This is a genomic window from [Flexibacter] sp. ATCC 35208 (genome assembly GCF_001975825.1).
GTDB lineage: Bacteria > Bacteroidota > Bacteroidia > Chitinophagales > Chitinophagaceae > Chitinophaga.
This window is the reverse complement of the sequence record NZ_MTKN01000055.1, coordinates 1496-15355: the sequence shown is the minus strand read 5'-3', so window position 1 is coordinate 15355 and position 13860 is coordinate 1496. Positions and strand designations below refer to the sequence as shown.

The 13860-nt window shown below is 44.8% G+C and carries 9 protein-coding genes and 2 rRNA genes; 2 read left to right on the top strand and 9 right to left on the bottom strand.

Features of this window, described 5'->3' with window-relative positions:
- Positions 1-31: 31 nt before the first annotated feature.
- The 7 genes from BW716_RS26720 to BW716_RS26695 form a co-directional block, all read right to left on the bottom strand.
- A complete protein-coding gene (locus BW716_RS26720; RefSeq protein ID WP_083728749.1) occupies positions 32-1342 on the bottom strand; it encodes an alkaline phosphatase family protein in 1311 nt (436 codons plus the stop codon).
- Positions 1343-1489: 147 nt separating this feature from the next.
- Positions 1490-1615, bottom strand: a complete 126-nt coding sequence (locus BW716_RS38520; protein ID WP_255373907.1) for a hypothetical protein — start codon at positions 1613-1615, stop codon at positions 1490-1492.
- Positions 1616-1651: 36 nt separating this feature from the next.
- On the bottom strand, positions 1652-3040 hold the full coding sequence (mnmE, locus tag BW716_RS26715; protein ID WP_306460913.1) for a tRNA uridine-5-carboxymethylaminomethyl(34) synthesis GTPase MnmE: 1389 nt from the start codon (positions 3038-3040) through the stop codon (positions 1652-1654).
- A gap of 99 nt (positions 3041-3139) precedes the next feature.
- On the bottom strand, positions 3140-3976 hold the full coding sequence (locus BW716_RS26710; protein ID WP_083728745.1) for an energy transducer TonB: 837 nt from the start codon (positions 3974-3976) through the stop codon (positions 3140-3142).
- Between the two features lie 45 nt (positions 3977-4021).
- Positions 4022-4621 (bottom strand): biopolymer transporter ExbD, encoded by a 600-nt coding sequence (locus BW716_RS26705; RefSeq protein WP_083728743.1) that lies wholly within the window; start codon positions 4619-4621, stop codon positions 4022-4024.
- A gap of 65 nt (positions 4622-4686) precedes the next feature.
- Positions 4687-5349 carry a biopolymer transporter ExbD gene (locus BW716_RS26700; protein ID WP_083728741.1) on the bottom strand — a complete coding sequence of 221 codons (663 nt, stop codon included), beginning with the start codon at positions 5347-5349 and terminating at the stop codon, positions 4687-4689.
- Between the two features lie 66 nt (positions 5350-5415).
- Positions 5416-6279, bottom strand: a complete 864-nt coding sequence (locus BW716_RS26695; RefSeq protein WP_083728739.1) for a MotA/TolQ/ExbB proton channel family protein — start codon at positions 6277-6279, stop codon at positions 5416-5418.
- 765 nt (positions 6280-7044) lie between these two features.
- Between BW716_RS26695 and BW716_RS26690 the strand changes: the two genes are divergently transcribed.
- Together BW716_RS26690 and BW716_RS26685 are read left to right on the top strand one after the other, a co-directional pair.
- Entirely contained in the window at positions 7045-9609 is a 2565-nt protein-coding gene (locus tag BW716_RS26690) for a zinc-dependent metalloprotease (protein ID WP_083728737.1), read from the top strand.
- Between the two features lie 105 nt (positions 9610-9714).
- Positions 9715-10740, top strand: coding sequence for a LacI family DNA-binding transcriptional regulator (locus BW716_RS26685; protein WP_143709056.1), 1026 nt, complete (start codon positions 9715-9717; stop codon positions 10738-10740).
- A 43-nt stretch (positions 10741-10783) separates the two neighbouring features.
- Here the strand turns inward: BW716_RS26685 and rrf are convergent.
- Together rrf and BW716_RS26675 are read right to left on the bottom strand one after the other, a co-directional pair.
- A 5S ribosomal RNA gene (gene rrf, locus BW716_RS26680) occupies positions 10784-10895 on the bottom strand.
- A 78-nt stretch (positions 10896-10973) separates the two neighbouring features.
- Positions 10974-13854: ribosomal RNA gene (locus BW716_RS26675) — 23S ribosomal RNA — on the bottom strand.
- Positions 13855-13860 lie beyond the last annotated feature (6 nt).

Sequence of the window (13860 nt, the reverse complement as noted above, 5' to 3'; positions counted from 1 at the left end):
GGGGGTACCTTTTTAGACAGCCCCATAGCATTTATTTTATTACGCCTGCAGGCACTTTGCCATCTACCTTGCCTAAGTCGAGTTTCAACAATTCAGCAATGATAGGGGCTACATCAGTGACGTTCATTTCTTTGACATGTCCACCCTGTTTGATACCAGCACCATAAGCGACAAAGCCGGTCTGAATTTCTTTGAAGTCAGGATAGTAGCCATGGGTACCACCTTTAGCGGGCTTGATGAATTCTCCTTTCTTTGAACTACCAATCGTTACATGACCTAAAGCTGTAATAGCCATAGCCGCATTGGGATCAGCACCTATTTTATCCAGTTGCTGACGATCTAAGATCCTGAACATTTTCTGCTGGTCAGCGGGTAAGGCTTTCAGTATGGCGATCACTTTATCCACAGTTGCTTCGTCGTTCTTATCTTCCAGGTGAAGGAAAGCAGAACCGCCGCAGGCGTGGAATTGCGCCTTGATAGCGTTTTTAACCAATAATACATTTGGATTAAAAGACTTTTCAATATTCACAAACCCATGGTCACCGGTAACGATGATGGTCGTGTTATCGGCAATACCAGCTCTCTTCACCGCTTCCAGAATAGTACCGATGGCTCTGTCAGCACCGGATACTGATTTTCTGACAAGGTAACCGTCACGACCAATCTGGTGTTCGTAGTGATCAGTACATGGGAAGTGCAGGGTAATGAAAGCTGGTTTATATTTCTGAATCAGGTAACCGCTGATTCTGGCAATGTTTTCATCAAAGATCAATTCTCCGTTGTTCATCGCCCAGTCATCTTCCTGTATTTTGCCCGTAGCGCTATCTTGTACTTCCTGCCAAAGCGTGGATGGATTTCCATATTCAGCCATCGCTACCCTTCTGTCTTTGTTTTTGTCCAATGGCCATACATCAGGAATGTTATAATCAACCGGTGCATGTACTGTTACGGGCCAGATCACACTGGCAGATTTCTTCCCAGCTTTGTGTACGGCATCAAAGAGGGTTGGTACTTTCAATGAATCGTAATAGAAATACCATACACCGGTCGCCCCCTTTGGCTCGTAAGGAGTGTTGTAATAAATACCGTGCTTCATTGGTGTAACACCTGTGATGAGAGAGGTGTGATTGGGATAGGTTACAGTTGGAAATACGCTGTTGACACCATCCGCATAGGCCCCGCTATCTTTCATCATACGCAGGTTTACCATTCCCCAGGAAGCGTCCTGGTAAAAGTCGGGTCTAAAGCCATCAATGGTTATTAAGATGACATGCTCCGCCTGTTGGGCGAAGGTGGTGAATGCCAGCATGAGTAATGCGGGAACGAGTAATATCTTTTTCATAATAGATAAATAACTCCTCTATGATAAGCATACCGCCAGCATTTGGGCGTAATTCATAATTACTTAACAATGGTTTTCTTCTTCTTATACCTGCGGTTGTACCAGATCAGAGTACGGGTCACTGGCAGTAAAACCTGGATCTACCCTTTATAGGGCAAAGATTGGTCTGAGTGAATTGATCTTACTGAGCTGGCTTAGGTAGCGCCGCTCATCATATCCGTAGTGTTCGAAACCTGGTGCATTCTTCATAGACAGGGCTTTCAGATTCGACATTGGCAATGGATTTCGTTTACCCAAGCTACAAAAAGGTTATTTCCCGATACAGAACTTGCTGAAGATAAAATCCAGCTGGTCCTCATTTGTGATCTGTCCGGTGATCTCACCAAGGAAATGCAGACAACGTCTGATATCCAGCGACAGCAGGTCTCCAGGCAACTGATTGTCTAATCCATTCTTTACATCGATGAGGGACTTCATCACTTCCTGCAGGGCTGCATGGTGGCGGGCATTGGTCACAATGGTCGCTTCCGTGTTGATATCTCCACTCATGACTTTATGTACCAGACGGTTTTTCAGGTCTTCGATATGCTCATGCTGGCGGGCGGAGATATACAAGATGTCTTCCATGCCCCTGAATTTGGATTTATTGGCTTCCAGTCCGGCGATATCAGTTTTATTCCCTACCAGCAGGTAGTTGATATTATCTTTTTTAAAGGCACCGATCTGTTCATGCAGGTCTTCAACACTGGTCTGGTTCACATCAAACATGTATAACACTACACCGGCCTCACGAATTTTCTCCATGGTCTTTTGCACACCGATACTTTCAATAGTGTCATTGCTTTCGCGGATACCAGCTGTATCGATCAATCTGAACAGGATGCCCTGGATATTGAGGATTTCCTCGATCGTATCGCGGGTAGTGCCGGCTATGTCACTTACAATAGCACGGTTTTCATTGAGCAGGGTATTGAGCAGGGTTGATTTTCCGGCGTTGGGTTTGCCGACGATGGCAGTGTTCACGCCATTCTTAATCACGTTCCCCATCTGGAAGGAATCAGCCAGGTGCTTGACCACCTGCATCGCTTCGCTGATGAGTTTATAGAATGAGGTACGGTCAGCAAATTCCACATCTTCCTGACTGAAATCCAGTTCCAGTTCAATCAGTGCAGAGAAGCTGATGAGTTGTTCTCTGAGCGCGAAAAGTTCTTTTGAGAATCCACCTCTCATCTGTTGCATGGCTGTCTGGTGGCTGGCGGCAGAGTTACTGGCAATCAGGTCGGCTACAGATTCTGCCTGGGTCAGGTCCAGCTTGCCATTCAGGAAGGCACGCATGGTATACTCACCGGGTTTTGCCATTCTGGCGCCGGCACGAATACAGGCATCGATGATTTGTTGTTGGATGTAGGGAGAACCATGACAGGAGATTTCCACGATGTTTTCACCGGTGTAAGAGCGGGGCGCTTTATAAAGGCCCACGACTACTTCATCAATGGTACGACCATTCTCCACGATGCTACCGAAATGTAAGGTATGGCTGGCCTGTTTATGCAGGTCTTTGGCTGGAAAGAGCTGGTTGCAGATATCAATGGCATTGGCTCCATTGAGGCGCAGTACAGCAATAGCGCCTACACCGGCGGCAGTAGCGGGGGCTACAATAGTATCATCATATCCTGTAAGATTATTCCCGAGCATCATAATTTCATTTGCAAATCAGACGGCAATATACCAATAAATAAAAACACCCTGTCATGGCTAGGCCGTGACAGGGTGTTTTCTATTAAGCGTACGTTAGTACTACTCTTGCAGTGTGAAGCGGATAGGCAGGTTGAACTGAACTGATACCTGACGGCCGTTCTGTTTACCAGCTTTCCATTTAGGCATGATTTTCACCACGCGGATAGCTTCTTCTTCAAGACCACCACCTTTCGCAGCACCTACAGTTTTCACATCTTTGATGTTACCTTCTGAGTCTACTACGAACTGTACGAATACAGTACCTGAGATCGCATTTTCCTGTGCTACGCGAGGATAGTGGATGTTTTTGCTCAGGAACTTCGCGAGTGCTTCTTCACCACCTGGGAAGGTAGGAGGCTGTTCTACGAATGTGAAGATCTCTTCTTTAGCCGGAGCTGGAGGAGCTTCTACCACACCTGTACCTTTACTGTCTTCCAGCAATCCTGGGTCGATACCATTAGGATCACCTTCTACTGTTTTAGTACTTACAGCTTTATCTTTCAGGTCCTCTTGTTTAGGTGGCACCTCATCTGGTGGCACTTCACTATCTTTTTTGATAATGGGAGGCGTGAACTGCACTGAAGGCTTCACCGGTGGCGGTGGAGCTGGTGGAGGTGGAGGTGGAGGAGGTGTTTTTGGATCATCTGGGATCTTTACGTCCTCCATCTTGATTGTTTCGATAACGGGCTTGTTAGGGTTATCCCTTTCAGCCTTCATTATCGCTGTATTGATAGCGTAACCTACGATAACAAGCAACATCAGCGCTGCGCTGCCGATGAGGGCATTGCGCACCCTTTTGTTGTATTGTCTTCTAAGGTCATAAGCTCCATATTCCTTATTCCTGTTCTCAAACAGGATATCCAGAAAGTCGGAGTTTAAGATTTTAGCGGTATCCATTGTTTCAATTTTTAAGATGGATGCAAAAGTTAGTTAGTTCCTCAATTACTGGTTGCCGCCACCACCGCCGTTAGCAGCTTCTGTCTGATGGATCCAGGTTTTATCCTGGTCACTGATGTCGACAGTAGCGTAACGTTGAATACGGTTGATAGCCATTTCATCCAGGATGTCTACAAAGTTCTTATACTTGGCATCATCATCTGCCTTGATAATCACTACAACATCTTCAGGCTCACCTTTTGCATTTCTCAATTTTGCAACATCATCCCGCTTTTTAATGATAACATCGCGGATGCCATCTTTATTAGCAAAGCTAGTCGCCTTGAAAAAATCAGGATTAGCAGAGGCACTTGGGTCCTGTGCTAAGCCTTCATAATAGTATACTCGATTGTCTTTTCCAAGCAATATAGTGAGGGCTGTACTTTCCTTAACCTTGTTTTGCTCTTCTTCATTCTTTGTATCCTTCGGCATGATCAAGTCCATTGTTTTGGGCTTGCTCATGGTAGTAGTCAACATGAAGAAGGTGATCAAGAGAAAGCCGAGGTCCACCATCGGAGTCATGTCTACACGGGTAGAATGCTTTTTGGATTTGGTACCCTGGTGTTTCTTCCCACCGCCACTACTGCTGGTATCCATTTCTGCCATAGTAGCTCTTTTTTTTAGTTTTCAAAAGCAACTCAGCGCCTCAGCACTGCCTGCCGTTTACTTTTCTATTCTTCTTTCTTGTCACCGCCTTGTGCACGAGCCAAAGCAGCAGCAGTACCTGGAGGTGGTGCCTCAAGGTTAGTCACCAGATTCAGCTTCTGAATACCTTTCTTTTTGAAAGTATCCAGCACGTCCTTGATCTTAGGATAAGGGGTGCTATTATCAGCCTTTATACAATACTGCAATCTGGGGTTACCACCCTGTGCAGATCTTGCATACTCGATCCATACTGCTACCTCATTGTTAGCGGAATCAGTAGGGATACCTGTTTCGAGACCGGATTTCTTACGTTCTGCTGTTTTCAGCGCGAGGTAAGATTTGAGATTCTTCAGCTCAGTACCAACACTGGAACCGATAATGAAGTTGTTCATCTCTTTTGCATCCAGACCCAATTTATACTGGGTATTCAGGTCTTCGATCAGTCTCTGACGTTTAGGCTGGCCATCCATACTAAAGAATACCCTTCCATTCTCGTCAATTGTTAACATGATTACATCGGAATCAGGCAACAATTTGGTGTTGATTGAAGACGGAGTTACCACAGTTACCGGTTCATCCGGCTTAAACTTAGTCGCCAGCATGAAGAACGTGAGCAGCAGGAAAGCCACATCACACATCGCGGTCATGTCAACCAGCGTGCTCTTCCTAGCCATTTTAACTTTTGGCATCTTTACTCCTTTTTGGTTTACTTATAAGATTCAAAACCGCATTTTTTCCACACAAATAATTAAAAATTATTTGTGGTTCGCAGCGAAGCTCTGAGTTAAAGTAAAGCCAGACTCGTCGATAGCGTAAGTGATGCTATCAATGTTTGTAGTAAAGTAGTTATACATGATGATCGCAACTGCTGAAGTAGAGATACCCAGAGCGGTGTTGATCAACGCTTCAGAGATACCACCTGCCAGTTTACCAGAATCCGGAGCACCAGAAGCTGACATCGCAGAGAAGGATTTGATCATACCCAATACTGTACCAAACAGACCTAACAGGGTAGCTACGGAAGCAATAGTGGACAGGAACACCAGGTTCTTTTCCATCATAGGCAGTTCCAGGGAAGTTGTTTCTTCGATCTCTTGCTTGATAGCCTGAATTTTCTGCTCAGTATCCAGCTCAGTGTTAGTGATCATTTCTTTGTACTTCTTCAGACCAGCTTTCAGTACATTACCAACGGAACCTTTTTGTTTGTCGCACTCAGCCAGAGCAGCGTCAACATTTTTGTTAGCCAGGTGATATTGAACCTTTCTTACCAGCTCAGCACCGCTAAACTTACCTTTCGCTCTGGAGATATAGAGGAAACGCTCGATTACGAAAGTGATACAAATCAGTAATACAGAGATCAGGATAGGTACGATGATACCACCCATGTAAACTGTACCAAACCATTTGCCTAATCCTTCTTCAACCGGATGTGAGTTTTCGTTGATAATACCACCCTGGAAGTTGTTAGGATTACCTAATACAAACATGTAAAAAAGAATACCTATTACGATACAAACAGGCACAGCCAGCATTGCAAATGCATTGTTTGATTTCTTAGGTTGATGAGATGAATTCGCTTTGGCAGAAGCTGCAGTCACAGTTGTTTTAGTCTCAGCCATGTTGATTGAATTTTAGTGTTAAAGATTAAACTATTGTTTTTTTGTTATTTCTGCAATGTTAAATACGTGATTCGCAAAGTTATACGGTTGACTTAAAAAAACAAGTGCAGCTCAAAAAATCTCACAAAATTTAATCTCCCTCCCCAAAAGCCCGCCTGTGGCAGACTTTATGCATTCCGATTTTTGTTTGAGCGACACTTAATTTGTTTAAATACAAAATATATCAAAGATTGGGGCATTCCCCTGAAGAAATACTATCCCTGGAACCTGAAATTTATTGATTTTATTCAAAGTTGGACGCACAATTTAAGAAATATTTTAAATGTTCCAACAGAAATTTTATCTCATTTCTCTTTCTAATTCCCGCTACCAATGGCACTTTGCGTCAATTTGCCCTTATTGATGGTTATCTTGCCGTTGTGCCCTTCAGTCATTCACATATAGTTCCCACCATTCTCTCCGATTCTCATAAGCGTATTCTTTTGATGAAAGACCCTGTGCTCGTGGATATCACTGAATCCTAATCATAGCCTAATATAAATATAAAAGCTACCATATCAATAAATTTACTCATAATCTCTGGCTCCCGCTATTACTTTAACATACCTTTAAACAATTATTCCCCCACATAGGCCAAAACTTCCATTCCTAAAGGTATTAAAGCGTTTATGGATTTCCCGCATAAGTTACTGCTTAATATGTTTATTTGCAACTTACTTTTCTAAAAAAACAGCTAAATCAAGAACAACCACTTAATAACTATCAATGAATAAACGTTTTATCCGCTCCTCTGCGGCTTTCTTTTTCAGTTCCTTTCTGCTGATTACAGGGACTTTCAGCCCTGCTGCAGCCCAAAGAAGAAAAAAACATGAGGGTAACACCACACCCACCGACTCCACTGCACGCCCTCCACTGCCTGCTAAAAGTGGTCCTAAAACCGCACCAAAAAAGTTCAGTGATGTCATCACAGCCAGCGCCAGAACGGATTCCGGACTGTTCATTATCTACAAACAAGATGATAAAATCTTCTTCGAAATACCCGATTCCATTCTGGGAAGAGATATCCTCGTAGTAAACCGTATCTCTAAATCTGCTGCCGGCCTGCGCTCTTCTATGTATGGTTATAGCGGTGATGAAATAGGGGAAAATGTGATCCGCTTTGATAAAGGTCCAAATGACAGGATATTCCTGAAAAACATCTCCTACACTGAGATTTCAAAAGATTCCAGTCAACCGATGTTCCAGGCCGTGATGAATTCTAATATCCAACCTATTGCAGCGGCCTTTGATATCAAAGCTTTCTCCGACAGCGCTCACAATAGCGTGATTGACCTCACAGATTACATCCAGGGTGATAATGATATCTTCTTCTTTGATCCGCGTACCAAGTCAGGACTTAAACTGGGCGGGGTACAGCCTGATAAATCTTATATCGTGGATGTGAAGTCTTACCCCATCAATACGGAGATCAAAACGGTGAAAACCTATTCCAAATCCGGTGGTGGTCAGGGCCCTGGAGGTAACTCTCCAAGTGGCAATGCTACGCTGGAACTGAATACTTCTATGATCCTTCTGCCTGCTACCCCGATGAAGAGCAGGTACTTTGATCCACGCGTTGGTTTCTTTACTACCTCTGTGACTGACTTTGATGCTGATCCACAAGGTGTGAAAAGATTATCGATGGTCACCCGCTGGCGCCTGGAGCCCAAACCGGAAGATAGAGAAAAGTATAACCGCGGGGAACTCGTGGAACCCGCGAAACCCATCATATTCTACATAGACCCCGCTACTCCTAAAAAGTGGGTGCCTTACCTGATTCAGGGTGTCAATGACTGGCAAACTGCATTTGAACAGGCAGGATTTAAAAATGCGATCATTGCTAAAATGGCCCCTACCCCAGCGGAAGATTCTACCTGGAGCCTGGAAGATGCCCGTTTTTCAGCAATCGTATACAAGCCTTCTGATATTCCTAATGCAAGTGGTCCGCATGTGCATGATCCCCGTTCCGGTGAGATCCTCGAAAGCCATATCAACTGGTATCACAACGTGATGCGCTTATTGCGTAACTGGTACTTTGTACAATGTGCGCCCAACGATCCAAGAGCACGTAAGATTGAATTCGATGATCAGCTGATGGGTGAACTCATTCGCTTTGTTTCTTCTCATGAAGTAGGACATACCCTGGGCCTCCGTCATAACTTCGGTTCCAGCTCTGCATACCCTGTGGAAAAACTGAGAGATAAGGAATGGGTCAGGGCTAACGGCCACGCCCCCTCTATTATGGACTATGCACGTTTTAACTATGTTGCACAACCAGGAGATGGAATTACCGGTGCTGACCTCTACCCTCGTATTAACTTCTATGATAAGTGGGCCATTGAATGGGGATATCGCCAGATTCCTGGTGTGACTGATCCGACTGCAGAACAGCCTATCTTGAATAAATGGACCATCGAAAAACTGAAGGATAAGAAATATTGGTTTGGTACTGAAATGAATCCTGACGATCCAAGATCTCAGAATGAAGACCTGGGTGATAATGCTATGAAAGCAAGTGAGTATGGTATTAAAAACCTGCAGCGCATTATGCCTAACCTCATTACATGGACAAGTTCTCCAAATGAAGGTTATGCTAATCTCAGCGAATTGTACAAAGAGATCAATACACAGTTTGGCAGGTACATGGGCCATGTGGCTAAAAACATAGGTGGAATATATGAAACGCCAAAAACTGTAGAGCAGGAAGGTGGCGTATATGCCGCTGTTCCCAAAGCAACACAGCAGGAGGCCGTAAAGTTCTTACAACAACAATTATTCACCACGCCAAAATGGTTACTTGATAAAGAGATCCTGAGCCGTACTGGTAATAACGCCACTGCTATCATCAGTGCCCGTCAGAATCCAATTCTTCAACGCATCATGAGTTCCGGTACATTGACAAAACTGATCAACTCAGAAGCAAATGAAGGCAACAATACATATACAGCTATTACCCTGCTGACCGATCTGAAAAAAGGAATCTTTAGTGAACTGACTACACATCAGGCAATCGACGTATTCCGCAGGAACCTGCAAAAGAATTATGTGGATAACCTGGTGGGCCTGATCAGTGAACCACCTGCCAATTCCGGTGATGGAATGATGATCGTGATTGGTCCAGCCACCAGTATTTCTGCTACACCTGCTGATGTAAGCAGCATTGCACGTGCACAACTAGTTGCATTGAAAGGTGAAGTGAAAGCTGCTGCTGCAACAGCCGGAGATAACATGAGCCGTTATCATCTGAATGATTTGTATGAGAAGATTAACCAAGCTTTAGATCCTAAATAAGATCTTATCACTGATACTATAAAAACGCTTTCTGTCATTGGCAGAAAGCGTTTTTTTTTGAGTTGTAGCATTTACATTATATTTATATCACTGAACCTCAAAAATGTGAAAGAACGCACTTCAAAAGTCACCATTTACGACATAGCTAAGTCGCTAAATCTCTCTGCTTCCACGGTCTCAAGGGCACTGCAAAACAATACCCTGATTAATCAGGAGACACGTGAAAAAGTAAGACAGACTGCCACTGATATGGGTTATGTCCCCAACTGGATCGCATCCAGTCTTCGAAAGAAACGCTCCAACATTCTGGGGCTGATTGTTCCACGTACTTCCATGTATTTCCAAAGCACTGCTATCAGCGGTATCCAGCACGAAGCACATAAATATGGCTTCAGCATTGTGATTGGTCAATCTGATGATACGGTTGCGATGGAAAAAGAACTGGTGCAAACCTTTTATTCTTTAAGAGTAGATGGATTACTGGCGGTTTCTTCGATGTTTACCACCACGTTTGAACATTTCAATCCCTTTATCAAGAACAACATTCCACTGGTATTCTATGATCGGGTACCAGCCGACTTCAATGGTTATACCATTACGGGTGATGATTTCAGGGGAGGGTACCTGGCAACGGAGCACCTGATCAAACAAGGATGCAAACGTATTGCTCATTTTTCGGGTATTCTGACGTGTAATTTGTATCAGCAACGATTAAGTGGTTATAAGGCAGCTTTAGCGCAATATGGCCTTCCTTTTGACGAATCCCTGATATATGTGCATAACCTGACTGCTGATGCAGCTGTTACTGCTGCCAGACAGTTATTATCTCAGGAAGTATTACCGGATGGATTATTTTCTACGAATGATACTTCGGCTATAGCCTTCATCCAGGAGGCGAGACAATTTAATATTCAGATACCGGAACAGATTAAGGTAGTGGGTTATTCCAATGACGCATCATCCCGCATTATTTCTCCTTCGCTAAGTACGATAGAGCAATCCGGTTATTCAATGGGGCAAAAAGCTGTAGAGATTTTAGTGCAATTGATCAACCAGGATGAGACGGTGAAGATTACGCAGAATTTTGTATTTCCTGTTGAATTAATAGAACGAGCTTCCAGCAAGGTATAAAATGAAAAAAGCCTCTGAATAAATTCAGAGGCTTTTTCAATAAATATGGCAGCTACCTACTCTCCCGCATTGTGGTGCAGTACCATCGGCCATAAGGGGCTTAACTTCTCTGTTCGGAATGGGAAGAGGTGAACACCCTTGGCAAAACCACCATAAGATCTTGAAGATCTTTTGTTACCATTACGGTAACGCAATAAGTTGCATATTGGGAAAGTTATAATACAATATAAATAAAATTAAAGCTTACGGGCAATTAGTACTACTCGGCTTCGATGTTACCACCCTTACACCTGTAGCCTATCAACGTCGTAGTCTCCGACGGCCCTTAAAAGTAAACTCATCTTGAGGTTGGTTTCACGCTTAGATGCTTTCAGCGTTTATCCTTTCCGTACATAGCTACTCGGCACTGCACCTGGCGGCACAACCGATACACCAGCGGTACGTACGACCCGGTCCTCTCGTACTAAGGTCATGTCCCCGCAATTTACTAACGATCACAACAGATAGGGACCGAACTGTCTTGCGACGTTCTGAACCCAGTTCACGTGCCACTTTAATCGGCGAACAGCCGAACCCTTGGGACCTTCTCCAGCCCCAGGATGTGACGAACCGACATCGAGGTGCCAAACCTCCCCGTCGATATGAGCTCTTGGGGGAGATCAGCCTGTTATCCCCGGAGTACCTTTTATCCTTTGAGCGATGGCCCTTCCATGCAGAACCACCGGATCACTTTAGCCAGCTTTCGCTCCTGCTCGGCTGGTCAGCCTCACAGTCAAGCACCCTTTTACTAATGCGCTCTGCGTACGATTACCAACCGTACTGAGGGTACCTTTGCGAGCCTCCGTTACTTTTTAGGAGGCGACCACCCCAGTCAAACTACCCACCAAACAATGTCCCCGTTGCCGGGTTAGACTCTAAACAACAGAAGGTTGGTATTTCAACGTTGACTCCACAACTCCTGGCGAAGCTGCTTCATAGTCTCCCAACTATCCTACACATCTGTGGTTCAAAATCAATGTTAAGTTGTAGTGAAGGTTCACGGGGTCTTTCCGTCCCGTTGCGATTAACCGGCATCTTCACCGATACTACAATTTCACCGAGCTCGTGGTAGAGACAGTGTCCAACTCATTAGACCATTCGTGCAGGTCGGAACTTACCCGACAAGGAATTTCGCTACCTTAGGACCGTTATAGTTACGGCCGCCGTTTACTGGGGCTTCAGTCAGAAGCTTTGGGTTGCCCCGAACATCCTTCCTTAACCTTCCAGCACCGGGCAGGTATCAGGCTCTATACGTCATCTTTCGATTTTGCAGGGCCCTGTGTTTTTGTTAAACAGTTGGTTGGACCATTTTACTGAGACCGCATTACTGCGGTACGCCTTATCCCGAAGTTACAGCGTCAATTTGCCTAGTTCCTTTACCACGGATCACTCGAGCGCCTGAGGATACTCTCCTCGACTACCTGTGTCGGTTTACGGTACGGGCTGCTATAACCGAACCTTAGAGGTTTTTCTTGGAAGTCTGATTAGAGACACTATCAGTGCGGCCGAAGCTTTACTGTACTATCAGGTTCATCATTCTCTGCGGATTTTCCTACAAAGAATATAACTACACCCTTTAACGCACTATTCCGTAAGTGCGCGGTCTGTTCACTACTCCGTTACCCCATCGAAATTATAGCAGGTACTGGAATATTCACCAGTTTGCCATCAGCTACGCCTCTCGGCTTTGCCTAAGGACCCGACTAACCCTGATCCGATTAGCGTTGATCAGGAACCCTTAGTCTTACGGCGAATAGGTTTTTCACCTATTTTATCGTTACTTATGCCTACATTTTCTTTTCTAAACGCTCCAGCATATCTCGCGATACACCTTCAATGCAGTTTAGAATGCTCCCCTACCGATTATCTTACGATAATCCTAAAGCTTCGGTTGTATGTTTGATGCCCGATTATTTTCCGTGCTTAAACCCTCGACCAGTGAGCTGTTACGCACTCTTTAAATGAATGGCTGCTTCCAAGCCAACATCCTGGCTGTTATAGGATTTAAACTGCGTTTGTTCAACTTAACATACGATTAGGGACCTTAGCTGTTAATCTGGGTTATTTCCCTCTCGGCCATGGACCTTAGCGCCCACAGCCTCACTCCCGTAGATAATATCATAGCATTCGGAGTTTATTAGGGTTTGGTAGGCGGTGAAGCCCCCTAGCCCAATTAGTAGCTCTACCTCTATGATAACTCTGAATACGAGGCTGTTCCTAAAAACATTTCGGGGAGAACGAGCTATCTCTCAGTTTGATTGGCCTTTCACCCCTATCCACAGGTCATCCCATAGCTTTTCAACGCTAATGAGTTCGGTCCTCCAGTTTGTGTTACCAAACCTTCAACCTGCCCATGGATAGATCACAAAGTTTCGCGTCTACCCCCACTGACTATATTGTCGCTCTGTTAGAACTCGCTTTCGCTACGGCTCCGCAACTTAAGTGCTTAACCTTGCCAGTGAGGAGTAACTCGTAGGCTCATTATGCAAAAGGCACGCCGTCACCCTTTAACAGGCTCCGACCGCTTGTAGGCGCACGGTTTCAGGTACTATTTCACTCTTCTGTTCGAAGTACTTTTCACCTTTCCCTTACGGTACTGGTTCACTATCGGTCTTTAGGGAGTATTTAGCCTTACCAGATGGTGCTGGCAGTTTCACACAGGATTCCTCCGGTCCCGCGCTACTCAGGATACTACACGTCCATCAGAATTTCCGTCTACAGGGCTATCACCTGCTATGGCTCATCTTTCCAGATGATTCAACTTGATCTGACTTTCTAAAAGTAGTCCTACAACCCCGTGGCAGCACGCCACCACGGTTTGGGCTCTTCCCCGTTCGCTCGCCACTACTTAGGGAATCATTAATTTATTTTCTTTTCCTGCAGGTACTTAGATGTTTCAGTTCCCTGCGTTGGCCTCCTTTCGGATAATACACCTTCAGTGTACTGGGTTGTCCCATTCGGAAATCTACGGATGTAACGATCGTTTGCATCTCCCCGTAGCTTATCGCAGCTTACCACGTCCTTCTTCGCCTCCTAAAGCCAAGGCATCCGCCATGCGCCCTTATTCGCTTTAAATATCTT

Bases quoted from the DNA above. Each gene is read 5' to 3' on its own strand.
- BW716_RS26720 (WP_083728749.1), bottom strand. From the start codon at position 1,342: ATGAAAAAGATATTACTCGTTCCCGCATTACTCATGCTGGCATTCACC.
- BW716_RS38520 (WP_255373907.1), bottom strand. From the start codon at position 1,615: ATGTCGAATCTGAAAGCCCTGTCTATGAAGAATGCACCAGGTTTCGAA.
- mnmE (WP_306460913.1), bottom strand. From the start codon at position 3,040: ATGATGCTCGGGAATAATCTTACAGGATATGATGATACTATTGTAGCC.
- BW716_RS26710 (WP_083728745.1), bottom strand. From the start codon at position 3,976: ATGGATACCGCTAAAATCTTAAACTCCGACTTTCTGGATATCCTGTTT.
- BW716_RS26705 (WP_083728743.1), bottom strand. From the start codon at position 4,621: ATGGCAGAAATGGATACCAGCAGTAGTGGCGGTGGGAAGAAACACCAG.
- BW716_RS26700 (WP_083728741.1), bottom strand. From the start codon at position 5,349: ATGCCAAAAGTTAAAATGGCTAGGAAGAGCACGCTGGTTGACATGACC.
- BW716_RS26695 (WP_083728739.1), bottom strand. From the start codon at position 6,279: ATGGCTGAGACTAAAACAACTGTGACTGCAGCTTCTGCCAAAGCGAAT.
- BW716_RS26690 (WP_083728737.1), top strand. From the start codon at position 7,045: ATGAATAAACGTTTTATCCGCTCCTCTGCGGCTTTCTTTTTCAGTTCC.